Annotated in this window: 19 protein-coding genes; 1 reads left to right on the top strand and 18 read right to left on the bottom strand. The window is 56.8% G+C overall.

What is annotated here, in order from left to right:
- Positions 1–54 precede the first annotated feature (54 nt).
- The 11 genes from ACK3EW_RS19760 to ACK3EW_RS19710 all read right to left on the bottom strand — a co-directional run bounded on the left by ACK3EW_RS19760 (position 55) and on the right by ACK3EW_RS19710 (position 11,910).
- Positions 55–315, bottom strand: coding sequence for a glycosyltransferase family 2 protein (locus ACK3EW_RS19760; protein WP_493807511.1), 261 nt, complete (start codon positions 313–315; stop codon positions 55–57).
- Between the two features lie 94 nt (positions 316–409).
- Positions 410–1,579, bottom strand: coding sequence for a hypothetical protein (locus tag ACK3EW_RS19755; protein ID WP_493807510.1), 1,170 nt, complete (start codon positions 1,577–1,579; stop codon positions 410–412).
- Between the two features lie 579 nt (positions 1,580–2,158).
- On the bottom strand, positions 2,159–3,880 hold the full coding sequence (locus tag ACK3EW_RS19750) for a hypothetical protein (RefSeq protein WP_493807509.1): 1,722 nt from the start codon (positions 3,878–3,880) through the stop codon (positions 2,159–2,161).
- Complete coding sequence (motA, locus tag ACK3EW_RS19745; protein ID WP_493807508.1) at positions 3,873–4,739, bottom strand: flagellar motor stator protein MotA; 867 nt, start codon at positions 4,737–4,739, stop codon at positions 3,873–3,875. Before motA ends, ACK3EW_RS19750 begins: the two co-directional genes overlap by 8 nt.
- A 30-nt stretch (positions 4,740–4,769) precedes the next feature.
- Entirely contained in the window at positions 4,770–5,849 is a 1,080-nt protein-coding gene (locus tag ACK3EW_RS19740; RefSeq protein ID WP_493809764.1) for a flagellar basal body P-ring protein FlgI, read from the bottom strand.
- A gap of 17 nt (positions 5,850–5,866) precedes the next feature.
- Positions 5,867–6,256, bottom strand: a complete 390-nt coding sequence (locus tag ACK3EW_RS19735; protein ID WP_493807507.1) for a flagellin — start codon at positions 6,254–6,256, stop codon at positions 5,867–5,869.
- 90 nt (positions 6,257–6,346) lie between these two features.
- A complete protein-coding gene (locus tag ACK3EW_RS19730) occupies positions 6,347–6,871 on the bottom strand; it encodes a hypothetical protein (protein WP_493807506.1) in 525 nt (174 codons plus the stop codon).
- Positions 6,872–6,882: 11 nt separating this feature from the next.
- On the bottom strand, positions 6,883–8,331 hold the full coding sequence (flgK, locus tag ACK3EW_RS19725) for a flagellar hook-associated protein FlgK (protein ID WP_493807505.1): 1,449 nt from the start codon (positions 8,329–8,331) through the stop codon (positions 6,883–6,885).
- A gap of 26 nt (positions 8,332–8,357) precedes the next feature.
- Positions 8,358–9,659, bottom strand: a complete 1,302-nt coding sequence (locus ACK3EW_RS19720) for a flagellar hook protein FlgE (protein ID WP_493807504.1) — start codon at positions 9,657–9,659, stop codon at positions 8,358–8,360.
- 105 nt (positions 9,660–9,764) lie between these two features.
- Positions 9,765–10,577, bottom strand: a complete 813-nt coding sequence (locus tag ACK3EW_RS19715; RefSeq protein WP_493807503.1) for a flagellar motor protein MotB — start codon at positions 10,575–10,577, stop codon at positions 9,765–9,767.
- Positions 10,578–10,668: 91 nt separating this feature from the next.
- A complete protein-coding gene (locus tag ACK3EW_RS19710) occupies positions 10,669–11,910 on the bottom strand; it encodes an NAD(P)/FAD-dependent oxidoreductase (protein ID WP_493807502.1) in 1,242 nt (413 codons plus the stop codon).
- A 164-nt stretch (positions 11,911–12,074) separates the two neighbouring features.
- Between ACK3EW_RS19710 and ACK3EW_RS19705 the strand changes: the two genes are divergently transcribed.
- Entirely contained in the window at positions 12,075–12,848 is a 774-nt protein-coding gene (locus ACK3EW_RS19705) for an SdiA-regulated/phytase-like domain-containing protein (RefSeq protein ID WP_493807501.1), read from the top strand.
- Between the two features lie 16 nt (positions 12,849–12,864).
- Here ACK3EW_RS19705 and ACK3EW_RS19700 read toward each other — a convergent pair whose 3' ends face one another.
- The 7 genes from ACK3EW_RS19700 to ACK3EW_RS19670 form a co-directional block, all read right to left on the bottom strand.
- A complete protein-coding gene (locus tag ACK3EW_RS19700; protein WP_493807500.1) occupies positions 12,865–14,982 on the bottom strand; it encodes a TRAP transporter permease in 2,118 nt (705 codons plus the stop codon).
- A gap of 63 nt (positions 14,983–15,045) precedes the next feature.
- Positions 15,046–16,056 (bottom strand): TAXI family TRAP transporter solute-binding subunit, encoded by a 1,011-nt coding sequence (locus ACK3EW_RS19695; protein WP_493807499.1) that lies wholly within the window; start codon positions 16,054–16,056, stop codon positions 15,046–15,048.
- Positions 16,057–16,176: 120 nt separating this feature from the next.
- The gene (locus tag ACK3EW_RS19690; protein WP_493807498.1) at positions 16,177–17,514 is read right to left on the bottom strand and encodes a sigma-54-dependent transcriptional regulator; all 1,338 of its coding nucleotides are present in this window, start codon (positions 17,512–17,514) and stop codon (positions 16,177–16,179) included.
- Complete coding sequence (locus tag ACK3EW_RS19685; protein WP_493807497.1) at positions 17,507–19,258, bottom strand: sensor histidine kinase; 1,752 nt, start codon at positions 19,256–19,258, stop codon at positions 17,507–17,509. The genes ACK3EW_RS19690 and ACK3EW_RS19685 overlap by 8 nt, the downstream gene beginning before the upstream one ends.
- 52 nt (positions 19,259–19,310) lie before the next feature.
- Positions 19,311–22,481 (bottom strand): efflux RND transporter permease subunit, encoded by a 3,171-nt coding sequence (locus ACK3EW_RS19680; RefSeq protein WP_493807496.1) that lies wholly within the window; start codon positions 22,479–22,481, stop codon positions 19,311–19,313.
- 3 nt (positions 22,482–22,484) lie between these two features.
- Positions 22,485–23,609 (bottom strand): efflux RND transporter periplasmic adaptor subunit, encoded by a 1,125-nt coding sequence (locus ACK3EW_RS19675; RefSeq protein WP_493807495.1) that lies wholly within the window; start codon positions 23,607–23,609, stop codon positions 22,485–22,487.
- A 139-nt stretch (positions 23,610–23,748) separates the two neighbouring features.
- Entirely contained in the window at positions 23,749–24,639 is an 891-nt protein-coding gene (locus ACK3EW_RS19670) for an alpha/beta fold hydrolase (RefSeq protein WP_493807494.1), read from the bottom strand.

The following is a 24,639-nucleotide window of genomic DNA, read 5'->3' as shown; positions in this document are numbered from 1 at the left end:
AAGTGGCAGGATTTTACTCCGCCCGCAGCGAGACTATCCCGCCGCTACCATGGCCTAATTTTGCACCGCCGTTTCCACCTGTAGACAAAGTCCACGTTCGGCAAACAGGCCCTGCATGGAAATCACTTTTTCAGCAGTCCTGTCACGACAACCATTCGAGATCACGATTGTCTCGAACGGGGCGTCTTTCTGCCACCCACTGTTGAGCACCGCCGCAAGGCACTGTTCAATCAACGCTTCTTCGTTCGACGCCGGGATAAGCACGCTCAGAAGCGGCATCCTGTCGGCGGTTTGACCGCGCGAGTTTTGCGGCATGGCAAGGTATTTCCCATTTCTTCCGGCGCGTCCGTGCAAAGGCGGCAGTCGCACAGGATGTTGTCATCTTTATGGACAAACGGCACCGCGCTCCTTAATTTTTAGTCCTGCTTATTTCGGCGGGATCAACGACGTGCCAGCGGGGATTGTCGTCGCTCAAGTGGCGCAACGCGCCCCAACTGCCCCACTTGCTTGGTCCCGCGACGTCGACAAAGACATTGAAAGGGCTGTCGGTCAGTCCGCCCCATGCGGAGAGTGCCTCGCGATAGATGTCCGCCATCTCGGGCGAGTAGTTGAAAGTGGTCAGAAAATCGACCAGCCGTTCATCTTCAACCGAATCAAACGTGGGCGTTGCGTGGGTGCCACCTTCGTACATTATGAAGTCAAGCCCATGTCGTGATGCCACCTGCGCGTGGTAGGGCCACGTCTCTTCGGTCAATTCGCGCAAAGATCCGGTTTTGACGATTTCCGCAGCCAGCTGATGCATCCCATCGAAACGGTGCTCATTTACATATTCACGCAGGGCGACGCGCGATAATCCTTTTGCACGCCCGTCTGTTTCGGCCTTGGATAGCGATGTCTTGAACGCTGTATCCAGCGTGCCTGGCTGCCCAAGCTCTCCCGCAAAATATCCTGTGACCGCATAGGAATCCAACATCTGTACGGGAGCAAAACCAAGTGCAGCTTGAGCCCGGTCTCCAAGGAGGATCGACTGCTCCAGTTCAGGCCATCCGGTGTGCACGGAAACGACCCTATTCAGTCGTGCTTCTGCGTCTTCCGCGTAAACATCTGTCCAGATTTTCATCGCAGATGCGGCTTTGTAGCCGTAGAATTGAACCCATCCATTACCGGTTCCGCCCCACAGCTTTTCCGCTTGCTGGCCGGCCCAATGCGCCTGTTCGAAAATAAAATTCCAAACCTCGTTCGAGTATTCGACATATACCACGCGACTTTGATCCATTTCCGATTTGACGGTCTCGGCAAATCGCCGCACCAGATCGTCATCTGCAAGATGGGGGATATTGAACCATGGGTCAGCCTCGATACTGTTGGCTAGCTCGATCATGACGGTCAGCGGCACCCCCCGCCAACCGTAAGTGAAATCGCGTGTGTCCGGCATATCTGCCCAAGTCTCGATCGTAGAGCCGTTCGTGAACATCCAATCCATAAACCGGATCACTTGGACCTTTTGTATCCGCTCAAGCCAGTCTGGGTTGAACACACCTCCTGCGAGGTAGGTCTCAAGGTGTTTTTCGGGGATCACCCTGATGTTTCGAATTGGATCATCTGCGTTTGTCGCGGATATCGCGATCCCAACTGACCCGGACCCAGGTGAATAATGGAACACCAGAGACCCGGGTTCACGGGTCGCAACCCGCGCACGCCCAGAGACCGACAATTCGCCCTGCCCATCGTATAGGACAACATAGCGACCGCTTAAGTGTATCGCATCCGGTGATTGATCTGTCAGAATGAGGCTTTCAAGCTTGGTAACATTGTCTGGCATGCGCACCGGCCAGCCATGTTCGTCAAAAACACCGTCGGCCAGCATGTCCTCGAAATCGACACCGCCCCACTGATTTGGCAAATGGCCGATCCACCGGCGACCTGACTTCATCACGTCAATGAAAGGATGCTGTGTCGACCAATCGGCAATTCCGTTCAAACCAAAGGCAATACCCCTTTCGGCGGCTGCCGGCTGCACAGAACCGCCCAACGAAAGGACGGACAAGAGCAAGGTGAAGAGGAAAGCCCAAACGTATTTCAGGAACATGCGGTCTCCAATTTCTGCGTGCTGCCAGTTAATAGCGAAAACCTTTCGTCTTCCAAAACATTCTGCTTGTTATCGCGAAAGACGTTCCAACACGTCCTCACGCAGTCTCTCTGCCGCTGCAACGCGTTCCCGCGCCAGTGCGACCGTCCATTTTTCGACGGGCGCATCATTCGGAAGATTGTCTTCTACAGCGCTATTAGGAAATGTGATGTCTGGAGTCGTGCTATTCCAAGCCTCAATGGTGTCGGCCCGCCCCTGATCAATTGGTGGATCTGAATGCTCCATACGAAGTCCGGGGGCATCAAAACCCTCATCCACCAACCGCTCCTCCAGTCTTGCAAGAGCGGCGCGCGACGGAGCCGGCTCCAGCGTGGGTACTGCGGCAAGAGCGATCTGCACAAACGTGATACTGTCTGCATCCGACACCAATCGATCGACAAGAGTGGTGGCAGCATGTTCGCGATCTTTGTCCACAAGCGGCGCATCAGAAGATAAAGCATTCAAGGCGTCAAAATACCGCCCGTGGTTCAGATAGGACTCAAATGCCGCTTGCCAGCTTTCAATTTCTCGCTCGGTCCCCCGCAATTCGACACTTAGGGCTGCAAGACCGTCGGGATCGGTGCTTGAGCCAGAGGCCACTTTTTCTTCCTGTTTGCGCTGAGTCAAAGCGATCTCAGCGAGGTGATGAGCGTGGAGCTCCGGAAACGCATTTGGCGATATTTGCTCAACGAAACTCTCCAGTCGCGGATACAACACGACCTGCAAACCGATGGGGAGTTCGGACAACGTGTTGATCACCGACAGTTTTGCCGGATTGGGCACATCAAACGGATGTCGCGTTGTGGCGATGAGGACATCATCAAAAGGGTTGCAGTCTCCGAACCTGTACGAACCCGTATCCGCCGAACCCATCAACATTTTTTCGAACATCTCATATTCTTCTTCGCGCTCCGTAGGTGGCTCGGATAGCAGAAATGCCATGCGAGCTTCTTCCAGACGACCTTCGGATAAAAACTGTGCTGCCGATCCAACGTACAATGACCCAGTATCATCGAACCCAGCCCAATCTTCGAATGTCTGGCCGTCTTGGGCCAGCAGCGCTGATCCTTCAGTTCTGTCCTGCAGATCGTTCCAAATCCGGTCTGACCAAGAACATCGGTCTGGCGGCTTGACCATTGGGATGTCGAGGTTGCGCATTAGCCCATTGGTTTTTCCTGCTGCACTGTTGGTCGAGGTAAGCGCCAGTGCAGAAAAGCCTTTCACATGCGACATCTCTCCAAGCTGAGCCGATACTGTCCGATTTATGCGCTCCAGAACCGAATGATCTAAAGCAAACGGCTCTTGATCGGGCAGCCACATGTCAAATGGTTTGGGAAACGCACCTGCCTGATAGGGTAACTCTGGCACTTGGAGCATTTCTGGTTCTGTGTCGTCGCGGATATCGACTACAATCAGCTGGGCTTCGTCTTGTACCACATCTGCATGGCATGTGCAGTTAAGCAAGATTTCAATGCCGCGAGCAGTTTGCGATACATCGGATATCCTGTCCCGCCCGATCCGATCGAACATCCGGGTGGTGTCAAGTTTGGTAATGGCAGGCGTCAGCAAAAGCCGATAGCTGGCGGAGCCTATTTCATCCATCTCCAAAGTCAAAACAGGTTGTTCAGTTGTAAAAGTCAGGCGCGTGAAGTCGCCGTGTTCTCCTCCTCGTACGACGCCCGTATTTGCCAGAAGTGCTCCCGGAATGAAAAGGCTGCCAGCAAGAACTGTTGCGCGGAGCCAATCAAACATTTGTCTTCAAAGTCCTGAGCGCTTCATCGAGCGTCGCAAAAGCTGGGCGAAACTGATGAGGAATGGCTTGCCGTGCGACCTCAAGGCACATTTTCGGCGGGTGTTGATGCAGATGGGACACAAAAACTTCCTTGATCGTGCGGTAGAAGTTGATGTCGTCATCAGCGGCGGCTTTCACCTTGAGAGCGAAGGGCGCCACAAGACAATATGCCAAAAAAACGCCAAGAAATGTGCCCACCAACGCCCCTCCGATCAGTTTCCCCAAGACTTCGGGGGGTTGATCAATCGACCCCATCGTCTTGATCACACCAAGCACGGCAGCCACAATTCCCAGCGCGGGCAAACCATCGGCAATTGATTGCAGGCCATGCACGGAATGCTCGAGATGGTGTTTCGTTTCGTCGATCTTTTTGTCCAAGAGTTCTTCGACCTGAATCGGATCATCATAGTTCATAGATGCCGAGCGTAAGGTGTCGCAGATGATATCAAGCGCTGTGTGGTCTTTTAAAAGTTTGGGAAACTGCGAGAAGATGTCGGAGTCGTGTGGATTATCGATATGTGCTTCCAATCCAACCGGATTCTTCCGCGCGAGATGGATCAACTGGTAAAGAACCTGCAAGAGCTGATTGTAATCTTCGGCCTTCCACTGGCTGCCTTTGAACACCTTCAAAGTGTCCTTCCCGGTTTGCTTGACAGACGCAAACGTATTGCCAACTGCAAAGGCCCCTATCGCAGCACCTCCGATCATCATCATTTCGAATGGAAGCGATTTCAAGATGATGCCAAGTTTACCGCCGGCCAGAAGATAGCCCCCGAAGACCATGACGAATGTGAATGTGATGCCGGCAAGTGCAATCATCGCAAGGATCCTGTGTGTCTATGTTTCGGGTTACATCACAATGAAATCTGCATGTAGCGCGCCCGCCGCCTTGATCGTTTTCAGGATGTCGATCAAATCGTTCGGGGTGATGCCCAATGCATTGAGACCTGTGATCACATCTGAAAGCGTTGTGCTGCCGGGAACTTCGGCCAACGAGACTGCTGGCGCATTTCCGATTTGCGCGGTCGATCGCGGCACGAAGACTGTTTCGCCTTCCGCAAATGGGTTAGGCTGAACAACAATCGGCTGTTCCTGCACGGTCAGCGTCAGATTGCCTTTCGAAACGGCCACCCGCGACACCCGAACGTTTTCGCTTATGACGATTGTCCCGGATCTCTGATCGACCACCACCCGCGCCAACGTATCAGGTTCGATCCGCAGGTTCTCGATCTGAGCGAGCAGATGGGACGGAGATCTTCGACCAGCAGCATCAAGATCAAGAGTGACCGTGCCGGAATCCGTCATTGTCGCGATGCTGGCACCGACGGCTGTGTTGATGGCACGTTCAACCCGAAAGGCCGTCGAAAAGTCGGGACTTTTGAGCGCCAGAGTGAGTTTGTCCATCTGACCGAACTCGAAAGCGACTTCTCGTTCCACAATGGCACCAGAGGGAATGCTGCCTGCCGTCGGAACACCTTGCACAACACGCGCAGCTTCACCTTCAGCCGCCACTCCACCGGCAATGATTGACCCTTGTGCCACAGCGTAAATCTGTCCATCCGCCGCATTGAGTGGAGTCATCACCAACGTGCCTCCTCTAAGGCTGGATGCGTCGCCGATGGCAGAGACCGTGACGTCGATCCGGCTACCGGCACGGGCAAATGGCTGCAATTCGCCAGTCACGATCACCGCCGCTACGTTTTTGGCGCGAAACTGTTCCCCAGTGACATTGACGCCAAGTCGTTCAAGAATGTTGGACATGATATCCTCGGTGAACGGCGAATTCCTAAGGCCATCGCCGGTGCCATCGAGGCCCACAACCAACCCATAGCCGACAAGATCATTGGCCCTGACTCCTTCGAAATTGGCGAGGTCCTTGAGGCGTACGCCTTGCGCAAATGTCAGACTGGGCAGCAGCAAAAGAGCCAAGGCACAAAGAGTTAACTTCACCGCAAATACTCCGCCAAGGACACGCGGCTCTGGCGGGCCGCAATTCGGTAGAAGACTTCCAGTTGCTGTTGAGCGGCTTCGAATTCTGACGCAGCTTCGAATTGATCGACGCCCAATAGTGAGACACGATCCATGGAGACCCGGTCGAGTTCGATATCTGTCGCATTCCGAGAGGCGTCAATCATCGCTTCCGAAAGCCCAAGCCCAGCACGCTCCTCGGTGAGGGCCCGGTCGGCTTGCAACAGGTCACTGTGTCCTTGGAGCAAGAGCTTTTTCTGTTCTGTCAAAGTCAGTCCAAGCGCGTCGTCCGACGCTAGGGCGGCTGTTGCCAGCGCCGACAGAAGGTCGCGAACCGTTTCCCCGTCGGCCCGAAGCCCGAAGATCACCGTCTGGTCCGGGCCGATCGGTCGTTGCGCAAAACCCGTGGCCGATCCGGAATAGGCCGTGGTATCGAAGGGGCCATTTGGTGCTTTGAACTAGGATTCGATTGCCGATATCGCCACATCGGCCGAAATCGGCCCGCCAATATCAGCGCGCAACATGTCCATCAGAGCCTGCCCGGATGGAAGAGGCCGGGTATTCGTTGCGGCACCCGAGAAAAGAAACCGGCCAGCCACATCAGCGTTCAAAGCATTCACAATGTCGACAAACGCCAGCACTGCAGAGTCAGACACCGCCTTCACCTCGGGTGTGCTGTTTAACTGCGACACAAGCGACAAGTTCTTTGCCAGCCCGCCTGATTGATCCTGAACCCTTTGAAGGATTGATTGCGTTGCCGAAGCAAAGACAGCCGTTTCAGCATTTCCACGTTGATGCTGTTCAAGAAGCTGTGTCTTTCGATCCAACAGCGAGATCGCCAATGACGATCCGCCAAGATGCTTGATCCTGTTCTTCGCCAAACCGGTTGTTGCCTCTTCAGCCGCAGTTTCCGCAGACATGCGCAGACGGGCCTGAAACTGCTTTGACAGCATGAATGTTGCTAGATCGCCAATGGCTTGCATGTTGTGTCCCTTCAAATTCTCAGAAGTTCTGACAGCATGTCGTCCACGATCTGAACGACACGAGCATTCGCTGCATAGGACTTTTCAAGCTCGATGAGCTTTTGCAGCTCTTGATCTGTATTGACGCCACCCTCGGCAGCCGAGCGACGAAGGTCAGCGAGTTGGGCCGCAGACGTTTCTTCCATATCGGTCCACCGAAGCCTGTCGGCGGCCACGTCATTCAAAAGACCGTGCAGGTGATCGACAAGGCTGCTTTGCGTGTTTCCCAAGACAGGCGAAGCAGGAATGCGCGACGCTGAGACTTCGGCCTGCAATCGCCCCAATAGGTCGCTTTGCCCGACATCCGCCGGCTGCACCGCGTTGAGACCGTCCCGCCATCGCCACGTTTCAGTCCCCGAAGCGCTTAGGGTTTCATTCAAGCGGATTCGACCAGCAATCCCAACCTCTGCAATAGGGTCAAACGCGAAACCAGCGTCTGTAAAAACACCAGGATCACCCGGTCCAAGTGTCATATCAGGGCCACCGGGACCAAAGCGTTCGATCACATCACGGGTAATTGCATCTAGCTGATCTATCGCAGTAACCGAGAATTCGTCGCGGATCCGAAAATGCGCCTCAAGTGACCCGCCTCCCAACATGCCTGGACCCGGGATATCGACAGCTTTGCCTCCGATTGTCAGCTGGGACAGCAGGCCATTTGTCACCCGCATATGTGGTGCAACCACCGGTTTAGCTATGAAGCCAACAGTCACGGCCTTCTCATCCAAAAGTGTCCGGCCTTGTGCCGTAAATACGGCAATGACCCCGCTGTCGCGTTCGATGACGTGCAATGGCACATGTTCGGACACCGCTTCGAGGACCGCATCCCGCCGATCCCGCAAACCATGGTCGTCTTGCCCGCGATACTTTGCAGTCATGATCTGCGCGTTGAGTTCCTCAAGTTGCAGCAAACCTGCATTTATGTCGGAAACTGCTTTTGCGATCTTGGCGTCGGCGTTTGATCGAAGATCATCCAGCCCGGAACTTGCCTGTCTCAATGTTGATGCAAACGCATCTGCGGTAAATGACACATGGCGCAGGCGAGTCTGGGAAGACGGATCGGAGGCGGCGGAAACAAGAGCGGTCTCAAACTGCGTCAGCCTCTCGGCGATGGACCCGGTGGTGTCGATGCTTCCAACCAGGTTTTCAAACCGGGACTGGAACGCCGCATGCGCCACATTGGCTGAATGATCTGCAAACGCCATGCGCTTTTGAAATGCAAGGATCGGATCTGAGTGGCGCGTCACTTGGGCGACGACGACACCCCCTGAGGTTTGGATGGCATTGGCTGCTAGGCTGACATCTCGTTTGCCGTAATGATCATTGAGAGCGTTGGCGATGTTGGACGAAACAACAGTTGTGGCACGCGCATTCGCGACCAGTCCGCTCATCGCATTTGAAAGAGCGCCGGAGAGAGACATGAAAGTGTCCTTATGGTTTCACGCGATCAGCGTTTGATGTTGGTTGCTTCCTGCAACATTTCGTCAACGGTCTGGATCACTTTGGCATTCGAGGAATAAGCCCGCTGCGTTCGGATCAATTCCGTCAATTCATTGGCGATATCAGTTGCAGATTCCTCGAGCGCGAAGGACAGGATATCGCCGGTCGATCCATTGCCAGCATCCCAGAGAAAGAAACTGCCGCTTTCAGGCGTGGGCATGTAGAGTTGGCTGCCGACAGCAGCCATCCCATTGGGGTTCGGGATATCCACAAGCGGAACCTGGTACAGCGTTCGCGTTGTTCCGGTGTCATAGTAGGCATTGACCAAACCGGTCTCGTCCACTTCGACTGATGTCACCTTGCCCACTGGGGCACCATCACGGCTCACGTTGAAAGGCGCGAAAATGTCCGAGAGCTGTGACAACCCTTCATTCAACCCCGGACGGCCGATATTGATGTCGATAGGCCCACTTGGCGCGGCAATCGTCAGAATACCGGTTGCCGGATCATACGGCGTACCGGTCACGTCCGTGACCCCAAGCAAGGTGCCCCCCAAGGTGCGGGCATCGTCAAATTCCAAATCGTATTCGCCAATCACCGTGGCTGGATCGGCACTATCCACAATTTGAAGGCTCCACTGGTTTGATGTTCCCGTTGCCGGGACAACGGGTGTGAAGGTGAATTCCAGTGTTTCTGCCCGTCCAAGGTTGTCATAATACTCGATTGATTGTGTCAACGGTGTTCCGAGCGCACCGGTTTCGGTTTCGGTTGCCGGCAGGTTGATGCCCAATTCGATCCGGGTTGTTGGTTCCCCGCTGAACTGATTGACGTTTACGCGCACAGGTTCCAACGCCTCGCTTGTTGCACGGGGGTAGTTGGGGATGCTTCCGTCAAGGTTTGCGGGCCAGCCTAACAGGATTTGCCCAGAGGCTGTTCGGAGATATCCGTTGGCATCCGTGCGGAACGACCCTGTCGTGGTGAGAAACATTTGGGGCGATTCAGACCCTGCAATCACTTCGGTCGCTTGCGCAACAGGAAGGAAGCCGCGACCGCTGACAGCCAAATCCGTTGAATTCGATGTCGTAGTAATCGCGCTGTCTTGGTCGATGTATCGCTGCGTCGTTGTTCGGACACCGCCGGCCGTATATGTCCCGCCACCCGATGTCACCACCATCGAATGAAAATTCGCTTCAACCCTTTTGTATCCGGGTGTCTGCGAATTTGCGATGTTGTCGGAAATCGTAGCCAGACGGGTTGCGTGCGACGCCAGACCGACAACGCCTGCGCTGAGAGAGGAAGAAATCGACATGAAACGCCTTTCTGGTGTGATACTTGTTCTGATCACATCAGTAAGGCGCGCGATTTAACGTCAGCCTAACGTCTAAAATTTGACCCAGTTTCCCGCGCTCGCATATCAAAAGCGCAGGAAAACAAGCTCGATCCGGTTGTTTCGCGCAGCCATTGGATTGTCGACTACCGGCTCACGGTCTCCATACGCTGTCACTCTTCGCAAACGTTCGGCCTCGAACCCAAACCCAACCAACAGATCAGCAAGAGCAAAAGCGCGATCGGCGGACCAATCCCATGTTGGATCGTCCAGGCGGATCACCGGAACCGTCGCAACATGCCCTTCGACCGCCACATCGTTCTTCAAAAGCTTGCTTGCCTCCCGCACCGAATAGGCGATTTCGCGCATGAGTTTTGTGGGGTCCGCACCATTGGTGAACGGCGGGTCGTCCTCTGCATCAAAGAACTCGAGAACCAGCCCTTCGTCCGTAACGCGTTTCACCACGTGGCGCAGCCATCTGTCTTCCAGCATGCTTTCGCCACTCAGCCCCAAAAGCACATCCTGAACTTCCTTGAACTGACTGTTCTGATCTTGTTCGTCCGAATCCTGAGAGGACGTGCTTGGCGGTTCCTGCAAAGAACTGGCACCCACCCCCATCCGAGGCAAAACGTCAGAAGCAAAGACGCTTTCGCCCATGAACATTCCGTCAGAACCACTGGACAACCGGCTTATCGGCGCGGTTGGACTGAAGTAATCCGAAATGCCTTTGCGTTGCTTTTCCGTTGTTGCGTTCAACAGCCACATCAACATGAAAAAGGCCATCATCGCAGTTACAAAGTCGGCATACGCGACTTTCCAGGCACCACCATGGTGCCCGCCAGCGACGATCACTTTCTTCCTCTTGATAATGACTGGCGCGACATTTCTGTCGGTCGCCATACCCTACTCTCCTTACGCCCCGCATCTGACTTAGCAAATGGGCGTAAACCCAGCGTTAACACCTAAAAATCGAGGTGTTTGCCGAGAACAGTCACGATCCGAACCGGTGCGGCGAGAACGGCGTCAGGTTCTGGTTGGTCGGCTGTCCAGCGATCAACCCCGCAACAAGTCGTCCTGTCTTTGGCCCAGCCGTCAGGCCCACATGCTGATGACCAAACGCAGTGAACACGCCGGTCTGTCGAATTTGACCAATCAGCGGAAGGCTGTCCGTCGTTGCCGGCCGGTGACCCATCCACGTTTCCTCATGATCGAATTCAAGCTGTGGAAACGCCTCGGCAATCTTGCGCCGCAAGAGACCAAACGGGGCCTCGGACGGGCCTGCATCAAGCCCGCCCAATTCGACGATCCCGGCACAGCGCAATCCCATCTGCATGGGTGTCGCGACAAACTTGCCCGATGAAATCATCGACGGGGCCCTTGGACCACCAGTCGCGTTCTTCATGACGATGTGATAGCCGCGTTCACTTTCCAACGGCACGTTCAGACCGAGCCGCGTCATCAGCGATTTGGACCAAGCGCCAGATGCAAGAACGACACTGTCCGCCTCAAGCGGGCCAAGCGATGTGATCACTTTTGGAACGGGGCCGCTTTGGGTGTCGATGTCTTCGACGGTCGCTTTAACGATCTTTCCGCCCATGTTCTGGAAATCCTGCGCAAGCGCGGCGACATAGTTCCCCGGATCGGTCACAAAACCATGATCTTTGACCACAGCAAGACAGCTGATCTTCGGACCAAAAGACGGATCGAACTCATGAACTTCGGGGCCTTCAATGAGTGTCGGGACAAACCCATGATCGCGGCGCAGATCCCACGTATAGCGGTCTTTCTCGAACTCTGCCCGATCGGAATAGGCAAAGACATAGTCGCTTTTACGCAAATACGACCGAGCAGCCAGACCCTCGGTCAGGGCAAAATGCTGATCCACAGTATCCGCAGTGATCTCGGTCAGGTCCGACGCAATGCGGCGTGTGTCCTTGTCGTTGGCGTGCATCAGGTATCTGACCAACCAAGGCGCAAGTTTCGGCAAATAAGACCAGCGCAGAAAAAGCGGCGCATCCCGATCAAACAGCATCTTGGGGGCTTTGGTAATCAGACCGGGCGTCGTCACCGGAACCATCGCACAGGCGGCCAGAAGCCCGGCATTGCCAAACGACGTCCCCATCCCGGGACCATCCCGATCAACCACCGTCACATCCTGCCCTAAACGCCGCAGCCAAATCGCGGCCGAGACACCGACAATTCCGGCACCGATAACAATGACATGCTTGGTCATATAGGACATCCTGTTTGGACCGCTGGTTCTTTCGTGGTGTGGAGGCACGATGACATGGCTACGTGGCGGGTTCCAGAACGTTCAATCATGCCTGCGCAATGCATTTTTATGGCTTGAAATCAGGCATGGGGGGATCAGTTTTTATAATCGCGGAGGGCGTTATAATGCGCGAAGTACTGACAGGTATAACACTGACTCTGGCGACATGCTGCACCAGCAGTGCAGAGGCCGAGATTTTCCACCGCCAAACGATCTCCGACTTTCGTGCAGTCAGCATTGCCTATGACGCGCTTGTCTGCGGAATCTGGGTCGCGAATGAGAGCAACGAAGTGGTCCTACTGTCCACGTTCGGCAAAGAGATTCGAAGATTCGATACCGGAATGCGGTCCGTGCGCAGCCTGACAGTCGAAGAAGACAGCATACTCGTGGCAAGTGGCTGGGGCGAATTCCGTCGGTTTGATCGGGACGGCCGCGCATTGGACGCACCCTTTCGTCTGAGCGAGACGCTTTATGACACCGAAGGGCTGCACCGTGATGCTGATGGCAGCTTTCTTGTTGTCGAAGATGATCCGTCGCGGTTGCTGCGGATCGCTGCGGACGGCACGGTGCTCATGGAACTGTACGGCGACAGCTTCGATCCTCCGATGACAGAGCCGCAGGGTGTGACGCGTGATCCCTATTCAGGCAATATTCTGGTCGTGGACGACAACGAAGGTTTGAACAGTCTGTTCGAACTCGCTCCGGATGGGCGCGTTCTGTCCGTCACACCATTGTCGGAATACGGGTTCGACGCCGAAGGTGTGGCGCTGCAACCGGAAACCGGAACGCTCTATGTCGGGTTTGACAGCGGCCAGGCTCTTGCGATCTTTGATTGGATCCCGACCGAAATCACCATCGACACACCATTGGAACGCGGGCCCGATTGCGCCTATTCGTAATCGGACCCGATGCCTTTTACGCCGATGCGGCCACGGTCGTCATTGGGGGCGTTTTCCCAAAGCGGATGTTGGCTGCCAATATGGCAACGGTCACCACCGCACCAGCGAGGTTGATGGCCAAAGCCTCCGGCCACAAGGTCGCAAGCCCCGATACAAGGCAAAGCCCACGCATGAACCAGCCAAACGGCTTTTCCATACATCCTTGCAGCGCCCCAGCCAGCGCATAGACCCCAACCGCCCCAAAACAGAAGACCTGGATCATCGCGGGCCAATCCCCCGACAGGAATGGCGTGTAGGCAAAGAGCACCGGGATGATGTAAAGACCTTTTGCCAGTTTCCAACTTGCCACACCGGTGGCCATCGCCGGGGCCTTGGCAATTGCAGCAGCGGTAAACGCGGCCAAAGCCACAGGCGGCGTCACATTGCTGTCCTGCGATAGCCAGAAGATGATCATGTGAGCTGACAAAAGCGCACTGGTGGCCACTGCAGGAGGCACCACAAGGTCACGCACCGGTGCCGCGATCTCAAGCGGCAGCGACCGGATCAATCCTACAGCCTCGGCGTGAGTCACTTCGCGACTGATCAGTTCGATCTGATCAGGCACGCCGAACATCAGCACCGCTTTAGCAGCCTCTGGCATCGTTCCGGCGGCAAGCTGTGCGATCACGAACTGGTCGCTGATCATACCCGAAAGCGCCGGGGCCGAGAGTGTTGCAAGGACGATATAAGCCGCAGTTACGGGCAGACCCATGCCAAGGACCAAACTGGCGAGCGCAATCAGGATCAAGGCAATCAGGATGTTTCCGCCCGCCCAACTGGTGATCATCAGGCTGAACGTGTTGCCAATCCCTGCGGTCGCGATCACGTTCACCACAAGGCCAACCGAACAAAGCAGAACCGCCGTCAGGACCATACCTTTTGATCCCATCACGAAGGCTTCAAACACCGCCTTTGGGCCCATACGGTTCTTGGTCAGCCAGCTGGACCCAATCACGGCTAGGATGCCAAAGACCGCCGCGTACGTAGGGGTGAACCCGGCCACCAACAATCCGATGAGTGTACAGATCGGGATGATGAAACTCGCACCACCTTCCTTGAAGGCCGAGCCCAGCGTCTGGCCTACATCCGGCAGCGGCTGGAGGTTGTTGCGACGCGCTTCGATGCGCACAAAGAACGCAACGGACAGAAAGTAAAGCAACGCAGGCAAAGCTGCGACAGCGACGATGGTTTCGTAAGGAATCTGCGTAAAACTCGCCATCACGAACGCCCCTGCGCCCATGATCGGCGGCATCAGCTGCCCCCCGGTTGAGGCGGCTGCCTCAACACCACCTGCGAATTTCGGCTGAAACCCTGCGCGCTTCATCAGTGGAATCGTGATCACGCCTGTTGACGCCGTGTTGGCTACGGCAGACCCCGAAATCGTGCCGGTCAGGCCAGACGCAATGACGGCCACGATGCCCGGTCCGCCCACCAATTTGCCCGCAACAGCGCGGGCCATGTGGATCACGAACTCGCCAGCCCCCGAACGCAGCAGGAAGGCGCCGAAGATGATGAACAGGAAAACATAGGTCGACGAAATCCGCGCGATGGTTCCGAACATGGCGTCATCGCCATAGATTGATCGAAACGCGACGGTTTCTGCGCTCAGCCCGGGGAAGGAAAACACCCCTCCTACGAACTTTCCCCAGTAGGCCACGTAACTCAGGGACAGGATGATCAGCATCGGGATGATGATACCGGCAACGCGCCGTGTCAGTTCGATTGCGCCGATGATGGCGATGGTGGCGGCTATCCAATCCGCGGTCGAGAACTTTACACCCCGGTCATAAATCGCATTTTCGGCCTGTGCGAGCCAGACAGCGGATACCGCAACAGCGATCCCTAGCGCAAAATCAAGTGCCAATGGCGCAGCTTTGCCAGACGATCCCCGCCACATCGGGTAGAGCAGCGCCGCCAACAAGGCAAAACCTGCAAAGTGAAACGCATTGCGTTGGAGTTCGGACAGGACAGGATCAAACGCAACATAGATGTGACCTACAGCGATCACGAAACAGATGATTGAAAGCGCCTTGTCCGCAAGCCCATTGAAGGAACGAAGGCGTCCTCCGTCCTCGTCTTCTTCAGTATTTGACATGGTCCCACCCAAATATCAGAGCACCAGCCCGCGTCTTGCGCGGGCTGGTCGCATTCGTGTGGATCACTTGGCGATCAGGCGATCCGGAATGTCCAAACCGACTTCCTGGTAGTAGCGCAGTGCGCCAGGGTGAAGCGGAAGCGGCAGGCCAGCAATGGCACTCTCGATGCTCATCACTTTGGTTGCTGGGTGGATGGCCTGCAGGAAGGGAAGGTTTTCATAGATCGCTTTTGTGATCTGGTAGACGTGCTCTTCCGGGATGTCTGCGTTGGTGGCAAGGAAGTTTGGCTGTGCCACGGTCTGCACATCCGTGTCCTGACCCGGATAAGACCCGGCTGGAATGGTGTACGGGGTCCAGAGACCGCGATCCGAATCTGCCATCGCCATTTCTTCATCTGTTAGGCTCAACAAGGTCACACTATCGCCCGCCGAAGCCATCAACTGGCTGATCGCGCCAACCGGCACACCGCCCGGAGCACCGATGCCTTTGACCTGACCGTTCTGCAACGCTTCGGCAGACGGGCCATAGCCTCCGAAGACGAGTTCGTAGTCGGTGTCGATGTCGATTCCAAAGCCCGAGAGGATGGTCCGGTTCGAACCGATCGTGCCCGAGTTCTGAGCTCCCAATGCCATCGCTTCACCCTTAAGCGCGACCATGTCGGACAGCGTACCAGTGGGTGCAACATCGGACGAAACGACGAAATGTTCGACGTTCTGCCAAAGCATGGACACGGACCGCAGGTTTTCTTGCGGACCGACCTCTGCAATCGGACCAGTACCCGTGGCGGCATAGAAGCCGAAGAGACCCTGAAGAATGCCGAACTGGGCTTCATTTTCACGCAGCAGGCGGATGTTCTCACCCGACCCGGCCGAGCTGATGGCAGACATGCCGATCTTCTGGCTTGGCTCCAACTTGACCTTCACCAATGTCGACAACGCAACCCCAACCGGATAGTAGGTGCCGCCTGTGGATGCGGTTGTCAGAACGTAGCTGCCGCCCTCGTCCTGTGCATGCGCCGCGATGCCAGACAAAGCAATTGTCGCCGCGAGTGCGGCTGTTTTGACGTGTTTCATGTAGTCCTCCCCATGTGCGCCCTTATTGGGCGCTGGTAACAACCATAGCGCCAGAATCGCGTTCTGGTAGGAATCAATCCGCAGGTTAGCGAAAACACCCCTTGCGGAAATCCGCAGGGCTCAATCGAGGAGCTTGGATTTCTCGAGGCCAAGCTTCACGATTTTCTCGTTTAGTGTCCGCCGCCCAATGCCCAGCGCCTCTGCCACGGCATCCATCCGCCCCCCATGGTTCGAGATCGCCTGCGAGATCAGCGTTTTCTCGAACCGGGCCACGGCTTCTCGAAGGGTCGCAGGCACATCGTCGACCAGTTCGTCGGTCCGAAGCGCCTCGGCAACCGACCCACCACCACGCCGCGCGGCAAGAACGCGTCGCTCGGCCACATGACGCAATTCCCGCACATTGCCCGGCCAGGAATGAGCGAGCAGTGCTGCCGCATCCTCTGCCGTCATTTCGATGGGGCTGATCTCGTAGGTTTCACAAAACTGATCGACGAAATGCTCGTAAAGCATCACGGTGTCTTCACCCCGGTCAATAAGGCGCGGAAGACGCAGTTCAAAGGTATTGAGCCGGTAAAGAAAATCCGCCCGAAACGCACCGGCTTCGACCATAGGTGACAGGTCTTCGTTGGTCGCTGCAACGATCCGAACATCGGTCTGAACCTCCTGATCGGTTCCGACAGGTTGGATAACTCCGGTTTCGAGCGCCCTAAGCAACTTGATCTGAACGGAGCTAGGGCACGCCGCCACTTCGTCGAGGAACAGCGTTCCTCCATCCGCCTTACGGAAGCTGCCCAGCAGGGTATCTGCGGTCCCAAACATTTGCTCTTCGACACGATCCGGCGCAAGCGAGGCGCAATTCAGCGCGACTAATTCCTTGTCGCGCCTTGGTCCCAATCGGTGCAGCGCTCGTGCGACCAGCTCCTTGCCCGTCCCCGTCTCACCAGTGATCAGGACGGGTGCATCTGACAAGGCAAGATCCACAGCCTCTGCCTTGAGTTGGGCCACCCGCAAATCGCTGCCCAGCAACACACGATCCAACCCGGACAAAGAAACCAACTGTTCCCGCATCCGCTTTGTCATGTCCGACAGCCGATGCTGTTCGGCTGCGTGTTTGAGGACCGTCAAAAGGCGGCGCGGCTCGAACGGTTTTTCAAGAAAAGAATACGCTCCGGTCTGGATCGCATCCACCGCCATCGGAATGTCGCCATGCGCCGAAATCAGAACCAAGGGCGGCGACGGTCGCTTTGCCATTTCGGCAAGCAGCTCAAGACCGGACATGCCCGGCATCCGGACATCCGAAAGAACGACATCCGGCACCGTTGCCTCCAAGCGCGACAGCGCCAGTTGACCGTTGCCTGCCGTATCCACATCCCAACCGGATCGTTCCAGCAGAACCGCCAGCGATTGGCGCATCTCGGCATCATCATCGACAATAAGAACGCGGAATTGGTCAGGCATCGGCGCTCCCGATCTTGGGCAGTCTGATCTCGAACACGGCGCCACGAAGCGACGCGTTCTGCGCAGATAGTGTGCCCTGCATTTCGTTGATGATCTGGCCCGAAATGGCAAGCCCAAGCCCCATCCCCTTGCCCGATGGTTTGGTGCTGAAGAAGGGCTTGCTCAGATCGTCGATACTCAAATCGCCCAGTCCTGTTCCATTATCTGCAACCGACAGCATAACGCTGTCCGCCTCTTCGGACATGGCAAGCCGCACTTCAGCCGCGTCCATACCTTGCGTCGCATCAATCGCGTTGCGCAGCAGATTGACGATCACCTGTTCGAACCGTTCGGGCCGGCCCCGGACCGCGACAGCACCTTCAGGCAACTCCAGAATGATATCCGTGCCTGCATCCCGCGCCGTGTGTTGAACCAACTGCACCGCAGCATGCACCGTATCCTGTACCGTGAAAATGGTGGTGGCCGACACCGATGTCCGCCCGAACAACCGCAACTGGTCGACGATCCTCTGCATCCGGTCCAAAAGCCCGGACAGACGGGGCCACAATTCATTCGGCCCCGCATTCGCCGAGATTTCTTCGGCGACAAGATAATTGCGCATCGCCGAAATCGGTTGCCCCAACTCGTGTGTGATCGACGCCGACAATTGGCCCAATGCAGCAAGCTGCTCTTTCTGCGCCAGTTCGGTTCGCGCGGATTCCAGCTTTTTCTCTGCGATGCGCCGCTCTTCGATCTCTCGGGTCAGACGCTGTCGATCCGCGTTGGAAATCGCCAGCGCGTTTCGCAATTGTGCAGCGCGATAGACCGAAGCAGCAACGGTTAGCAGCAACAGCGTCATCATTCCTGCGACATAGAGCAACGCCTGCCGCCGCGAATTGCGCACTTCCGACAACAGATGCAGCGACCAGTTTTCTTCTTCCAGATTGGCCTTGGTCCAGACATAAGCCGTCCCGTACAGACGCGCGCGACGTTCACTCTCTGGCACCCAATCAAGCGGAAAAAGCGTCTCGTTTCCGAATTGCTGCTGTTCTTCAAGAGTCCGCCGATTTCCGTCCGATAAAGGTGACATGTATCCGTAGATCAGGTCCGGATCGGAACTGGCCAGAACGACCCCCTGTTCATCCGCAACCAGCACCAACTCCCCATTTCCAGAAAGCGCGCGGCTTAAATCGTTAAAGCCGATCTTGACTGTGACAACACCATGAATGGTTCCCTCGGCATCGCGGACAGGTTCCGCAATGAAGTACCCCGGTCGCCCGGTGGTGACCCCCACCGCATAGAACCGGCCCGCCCCACCCGCGACGGCATCGCGGAAATAGGGACGGAAGGTGTAATAGTTCCCGACAAGGCTGTCGGGGTCCCGATAGTTCGAAGACGCCACCGTCTTGCCGTTCAGATCAAGAACATAGACAAATTCGGCCCCCGCTCGTTCAGCAATATCGGCAAGGATCGGGTTCATCTCATCGGTATTGCCAGAGACCAGCGCCCCCAGCGTGCTTTCGTCGATCGACAGGACGTAAGGCAAATGCTCGAGCCGGGTCAGCGCATCATCGATGGATGATGCAAAGAACTGCGCACGCTCGGGCGTCTGCGCGGCTTCGGTGCGCAGGAAGTAAGCCGCCAAAGCAAAATAACTGATGATCGCAACTGCGCAGAGGCCGAACACAGCCACAAAGATATATAAAGCCCGCTGCGGTGCCGGGTCTGCTGTATATGTCGGTGGTTTGCTCAGCGTGTCGGTCATCCTTCGACCTATAGCCAAGGATGACCGACAAAGTCAGCGATAAATGGCCCGTCTATTCCGCGGCGATAGGTTCAGGCCCGGCATCCGCTTCGGCGGGACGCGCCGACAGCACCAGACGCAGAAGCGGCGGAACGGTCAGCAGTGTCAGGAACGCGGACATTGCGAGACCACCAACGACCACGGCCCCCAATCCGCGATAAAGCTCCGACCCAGCCCCGGGAAACAGAACCAGCGGCAGCATCCCGCATACGGATGTCAGCGTTGACATGAAGATCGGCCTGATCCGGTTGCGCGTCGCCTCTTCGATGGCATCCACCGGCGACATACCTTCCTCACGCAGATGATACAGCGACTGGTGCACAATCAGGATCGCGTTGTTCACCACGATCCCGACAAGGATCACAAAGCCAAGAAGCGTCAGCATGTCCAACGGCTGGGTGCCCACGATGTTCAGAACCGCAAGCCCGCCAACGCCACCAGCAGCGGCAACCGGAACCGAAATCATCACCACCAGTGGCAAGACAAAGGATTCGAACAAAACCGCCATGACGAGGAAAACGATCACCATTGCAACCGCGAGGTTGATCTGGATGGCGTTCCATGTTTGCGAAAGCTGATCTGCTGTCCCCGAAACCGACATCCGTACTCCCGGTGGCAGCCCCTGCTCCTCGAGAACCGCGATCACTTCTGTCTCGAGCAACTCCACCGCCGCTTCCAAAGGCAGCGCATCGGACGGGCGCACCTCAAGCGTGATTGTACGCAAGCGTTCAAGGTGTCGGATTTCGGTTGGCCCTGCCGTCACACGCACCTCTGCCAACTCGGACACCGGCACGATGCGACCTGTCGGAGTCACTACGGGAAAATTGCCGACATCCTGCGTGCGCAATCCGCTAAGGATCGTTGTGTCCCCTTTGAGGGTCAGATCAAGTCGCCGATTGCCCACATTGATTTCGGCCACCCGCAGCCCGTCGTTGAACGCATCCACAGTAGCAGCGAGGTCTTGCGTGGTCAGACCTGCATCTGCCAGACGCACACGGTCCGGGATCAAGCGCACCTCCGGTGCGCCCAATTCAAGGCCGGGAATGGGTCGGAATTGGTGCCCTTCGGACCGTGGCAAAAGCTGCCCAATGGTGCCCGCCGCCTGACCGGCAACCCGCAGGATATCTTCAAGCTCGTCACCCGAGATGTTCAATTCGATGGTCCGGCCACCACCCACACCGCGCCCGAACAGCGACGGTTGGGTCATGAAACCGAAAGTTCCCGGCTCCGCGAAAATCGGTTGTGACAGGATCGGAATGACCTCGGCCACGCGGCTGCCATCGACCGCTGCCGCGCCGACAAAACTGTTGCCGGGGGTGGCAACAAAGAAGAACGATTCCAGCGCCGGTTGCCCGGCTTCCGTTTCAGTCGCAGGGGCCGCATCCCACATCGGTTGTGCAACCGCTTCGATGCGCTGGGCGATCGTTTCCGTGGTTTCAAGATTGTAGCCGGGCGGTGGGATGATCAAACCGAACACCAAATTACGGTTTCCCTCGGGGAGGTATTCCAGCTTCGGCAAAAACGTCCATGCAGCGACGGCGGCACCCGTTCCGATGGCGGCCACCATGACAAGCCCGGCCGTACGGAAGCGCACCGTGAAACGTACGTATTTCATGATGAGCCAAGTGAACCCGCGTCCGAAATGATCGATGCCGGGAAGCCCCAGCTTCTTGGTCTCACCAGCTTTGAGCAGCCGGCTCGACAAGGCTGGAATGACCGTGACCGCCACCACCAGCGACAGCAGAACAGACACAGAGATGGCCACCGCGATGTCTCGGAACAACTGCCCGGCCTCGAGCTGCATCACGAGGATCGGGATGAACACCATGACCGTTGTCAGGGCCGACACAAGGATTGCGCCCCAGACCTGCTTGGCCCCAATATAAGCAGCCTCGCGCCGGGATTTTCCTTCTTCCCGCAATCGGAAGATGTTTTCCAGAACGACGATCGCCGCATCGACGATCATGCCGACCGCAAACGCGATCCCCGCCAGAGAGATCACGTTTAGCGTGCGCCCTGTAACCGCCATCGCCACGAACGTCGCCACGATGGATACCGGGATCGCCATGCTGATAACCAGTGTGGCCCTCGGGCTGCGCAGGAAGATCAGCAACACTGCCGCGGCAAGCAAACCGCCGATCCAGATGTTCTGCGTGACCAGATCAATCGCGCCTTCGATATAGATCGTCTCGTCATAGACTTGTTCAAGCGTCAAGCCGTTGGTCGCAACCGGTCCCGCCTCAAGCTCGGCGATAACTGCTTTGACCTCTTCCATGGTCGAAATCACATTTGCGCCCTGTTCGCGCACGATGTTGACCGCCAGTGCCGGCTCACCCCGAAACCGAAGACGTGCGGTGTTTTCCTTATAGGCAAAGCTCACATCCGCCACGTCGCCCACGCGCACGCGTCCCAGCGCGCCATTGGTGCCAAGGCTTTGACTGCGAAGAACAACGCTGTTGATCGCCTCTATGGTATTCAGATTGCCATCGGCGCGCACAGTATAGCGGCGCTTGCCTTCTTCTACGTCACCGGCAGAAATACTGATATTCTCGGCGCGCAGGCGCTGAACAACCGCAGGGATCGTAAGACCCAACCGGGCGAGTTCCTCGGGTCGGATCACGATCTGCAGTTCCCGCGAGACACCGCCGAATACGTTGACGGTGGACACACCGTTCACACGCTCAAGCCGTTCCTTCACGACATCTTCGACAAAATCGCCATAGCTGGGAAGCGGGCGGGTGTTGCCCTCCTGTGCCTTGACCATAATCCATGCAATCGGGCTGTCATCGGACCCGGACGTGTTGAGCGTCGGTTCACCTGCCTCGCTCGGATAGCCGCCGACGCGGTCAAGACGGTTCGACACAAGTAAAAGGATGTCGCCCATGTCCGACCCGATGGCAAATTCGAGCGTGACAGACGCCTGACCCGTGCGGGCGCGACTTGTCATGATCTCTAGCCCCTCAAGACCGCGGAACGCATCTTCCTGAGGGTTGATGATCTCGCGTTCGATCTCGACCGGGGCCGCACCGGGCCATGTTGTCTCGACAACAACAACCGGCTTGCGGACGTCCGGGGCCAATTGCACGGGAATACGGCTCAGCGCCAAAGCGCCGAAAAGGACAGCCATGATGACCACGGCCATCACAGCGATTGGACGTTCGATGGATGCGCGTATCAGGTCCATGGCTTACCCATTGCTCCCGGATTGCGCAGCAGCTTGCGGCGGGCCAGCAGGCGCGATCTCTTGTCCGGGACGCAAACGTTCATTGCCACGAACGACAACCTCGTCCCCTTCAACCAGACCGGACAACACCTCGAACGCATTGTTCAGCGCCGCTCCGATCTCGACGGTGCGCGGCATCGCTTTGCCGTCCTCGTTCACAAACACGCTCCACCCGCCCTGCGCCTGAACCAAAGCGTCCTTGGGCACGACAAGCACCTCGCGCGGAGAGCTGACTGGCACATCCAGTGTTACAGTCTGACCGACGGCGATGGGCACATCGCTGTCTTGAACGTCAAACCGTACCGGACGGGTACGCGTTGCGGCGAACTCGGTCGGCAAAATGGCGCGAAGTGTCAAGGTCACCGTATCGCCTATGTCGGTGGTGGCCGTCAGTGGCTGATCCATGCGCAGGGCGGACACAAAACGCGCAGGTACATTCGCTTCGATTTCAAGCGCACTGGTGTCGATCAGCGTCGCAACTTGGCTGCCCGAAGCGATAAACTGACCAACCTCGGTTGTGACATCGAGAATAACCGCGTCAAAGGGCGCGCGGACCACAGCGTTGTCCAGACGATATCGCGCCTGCTCCAAAGCGTTCTGCGAGGCTTGGATACGTGCAAGCGCCTCTTGCTGCGCACCGCGTGCTTCGGCAAAGTCGCTGGCACGCTCTTCCAGTTGCGCTTCTGCAATGGTCGAATTCTGCCGCAAGGTCTCGGCCCGGCGGAACGCTTTTTCCGCACGCCCAAGACGCGCTTCTGACACCGAGATACCGGCCTGCGCAATCGCAATCTGCGCTTCGGCTTGTGCCAGTTCGATCTGCAAAAGCTCGGGGTCGAGCCGCGCAAGAATATCCCCCTCAGACACGATATCCCCGATCCGGATCGGTACATCCTGCGCAACTCCGCCCACACGTGCAGCAACCGCGCTTTCACGCCCTGCAACGACTTCGCCAAAGACCGCTACCGTTTCAGCCATCGTACTGGTTGTGACAACGGCCGTACTCACACCGGCGGGGCGACCCTGCGCCATGGCGGTTGCCGGACCAACGACGAGTGCACAAACCAAGGCCAACCGGGCAAGAACGTGCATTGCACTTCTCCTTTTCGCATCGGCACCATGCCGCATTGCAGAAGCTAGCGCATATTTCGGGAAAAGCAGGTTCTCAAGATCAGGACATGGTCAGGTTGCGCGATTTTTGCGCTTTCTGACTGCGATGCCTGTCGTTTTGTCAGGACGCGAGAAAGTCGATCACTTCGGAAAGCAGGGCGTTCGGCACTTCTTCGGGAATCGCGTGCCCACATGGAAAACCGCATCCACGGACGTGTCGCGCCTTTTCTTTCCACGTTTGTGTGACGTCATAGAGCTGACCGACCACGCCCTTGTCGCCCCAGATCGCCAACAAAGGGGCATCAATCAGCCGGTCTGCATCTGCACGGTCATGGACAAGGTCGATTGTCGCTGCAGCGCGGTAGTCTTCACAGATGGCGTGCACAGTGGCCGGATCACGATAGCTTCGCAGGTATTCTGCCATGGCGTCTTCGTTCACTGCGCCGTGCGTCTTGACCTGCCCGTTGATGTGACGACGTAGGAAATATTCCGGATCCTGCCCGATCAAGCGTTCCGGCAAATCCTCTGGCTGGATCAGGAAGAACCACCAGAAATAGCGAGTGGCGAAATCCTGATTGGTTTGCTCGTACATGGTCAGGGTCGGTGCGATGTCGAGAACAATCAAACGGTCCACCGCGTCGGGGTGATCCAGCGCCATGCGATGCGCAACGCGCCCGCCACGATCATGTCCGACCACCGCAAAGCGGTCATGGCCCAGCATCCGCATGAGGGCCACCTGATCTTTCGCCATCTCGCGCTTCGCGTAAGGCAGGTGTGGCGCGTGGCTTTCCACCTTTTCGCTGTCGCCATAGCCGCGCAAATCCGAAGCAATAACCGAATACCCAGCCTTGACCAGATCCGGTGCAATCTTGCGCCAAACGATGTGCGTTTGGGGATGACCGTGCAGCAACAGCACGGGCGGGCCAACGCCAGCCATTGCAAAATGAATACGCACGCCGTTGACGGTTTCATCGCGCAGTGTGAACCCATCCAGAAAGCGCGATGCAGTCAT

The sequence above is a fragment of the Marivita sp. NO-S04 genome (assembly GCF_059070475.1).
This window is presented reverse-complemented; position numbering and strand designations above follow the sequence as displayed.

What these genes read in the sequence shown, in the direction of transcription:
- ACK3EW_RS19760 (WP_493807511.1), bottom strand. Translation starts at nt 315, where the DNA reads ATGCCGCAAAACTCGCGCGGTCAAACCGCCGACAGGATGCCGCTTCTG.
- ACK3EW_RS19750 (WP_493807509.1), bottom strand. Translation starts at nt 3,880, where the DNA reads ATGTTTGATTGGCTCCGCGCAACAGTTCTTGCTGGCAGCCTTTTCATT.
- motA (WP_493807508.1), bottom strand. Translation starts at nt 4,739, where the DNA reads ATGATTGCACTTGCCGGCATCACATTCACATTCGTCATGGTCTTCGGG.
- ACK3EW_RS19730 (WP_493807506.1), bottom strand. Translation starts at nt 6,871, where the DNA reads ATGCAAGCCATTGGCGATCTAGCAACATTCATGCTGTCAAAGCAGTTT.
- flgK (WP_493807505.1), bottom strand. Translation starts at nt 8,331, where the DNA reads ATGTCTCTCTCCGGCGCTCTTTCAAATGCGATGAGCGGACTGGTCGCG.
- ACK3EW_RS19720 (WP_493807504.1), bottom strand. Translation starts at nt 9,659, where the DNA reads ATGTCGATTTCTTCCTCTCTCAGCGCAGGCGTTGTCGGTCTGGCGTCG.
- ACK3EW_RS19715 (WP_493807503.1), bottom strand. Translation starts at nt 10,577, where the DNA reads ATGGCGACCGACAGAAATGTCGCGCCAGTCATTATCAAGAGGAAGAAA.
- ACK3EW_RS19710 (WP_493807502.1), bottom strand. Translation starts at nt 11,910, where the DNA reads ATGACCAAGCATGTCATTGTTATCGGTGCCGGAATTGTCGGTGTCTCG.
- ACK3EW_RS19705 (WP_493807501.1), top strand. Translation starts at nt 12,075, where the DNA reads ATGCGCGAAGTACTGACAGGTATAACACTGACTCTGGCGACATGCTGC.
- ACK3EW_RS19700 (WP_493807500.1), bottom strand. Translation starts at nt 14,982, where the DNA reads ATGTCAAATACTGAAGAAGACGAGGACGGAGGACGCCTTCGTTCCTTC.
- ACK3EW_RS19695 (WP_493807499.1), bottom strand. Translation starts at nt 16,056, where the DNA reads ATGAAACACGTCAAAACAGCCGCACTCGCGGCGACAATTGCTTTGTCT.
- ACK3EW_RS19690 (WP_493807498.1), bottom strand. Translation starts at nt 17,514, where the DNA reads ATGCCTGACCAATTCCGCGTTCTTATTGTCGATGATGATGCCGAGATG.
- ACK3EW_RS19685 (WP_493807497.1), bottom strand. Translation starts at nt 19,258, where the DNA reads ATGACCGACACGCTGAGCAAACCACCGACATATACAGCAGACCCGGCA.
- ACK3EW_RS19680 (WP_493807496.1), bottom strand. Translation starts at nt 22,481, where the DNA reads ATGGACCTGATACGCGCATCCATCGAACGTCCAATCGCTGTGATGGCC.
- ACK3EW_RS19675 (WP_493807495.1), bottom strand. Translation starts at nt 23,609, where the DNA reads ATGCACGTTCTTGCCCGGTTGGCCTTGGTTTGTGCACTCGTCGTTGGT.
- ACK3EW_RS19670 (WP_493807494.1), bottom strand. Translation starts at nt 24,639, where the DNA reads ATGACTGCATCGCGCTTTCTGGATGGGTTCACACTGCGCGATGAAACC.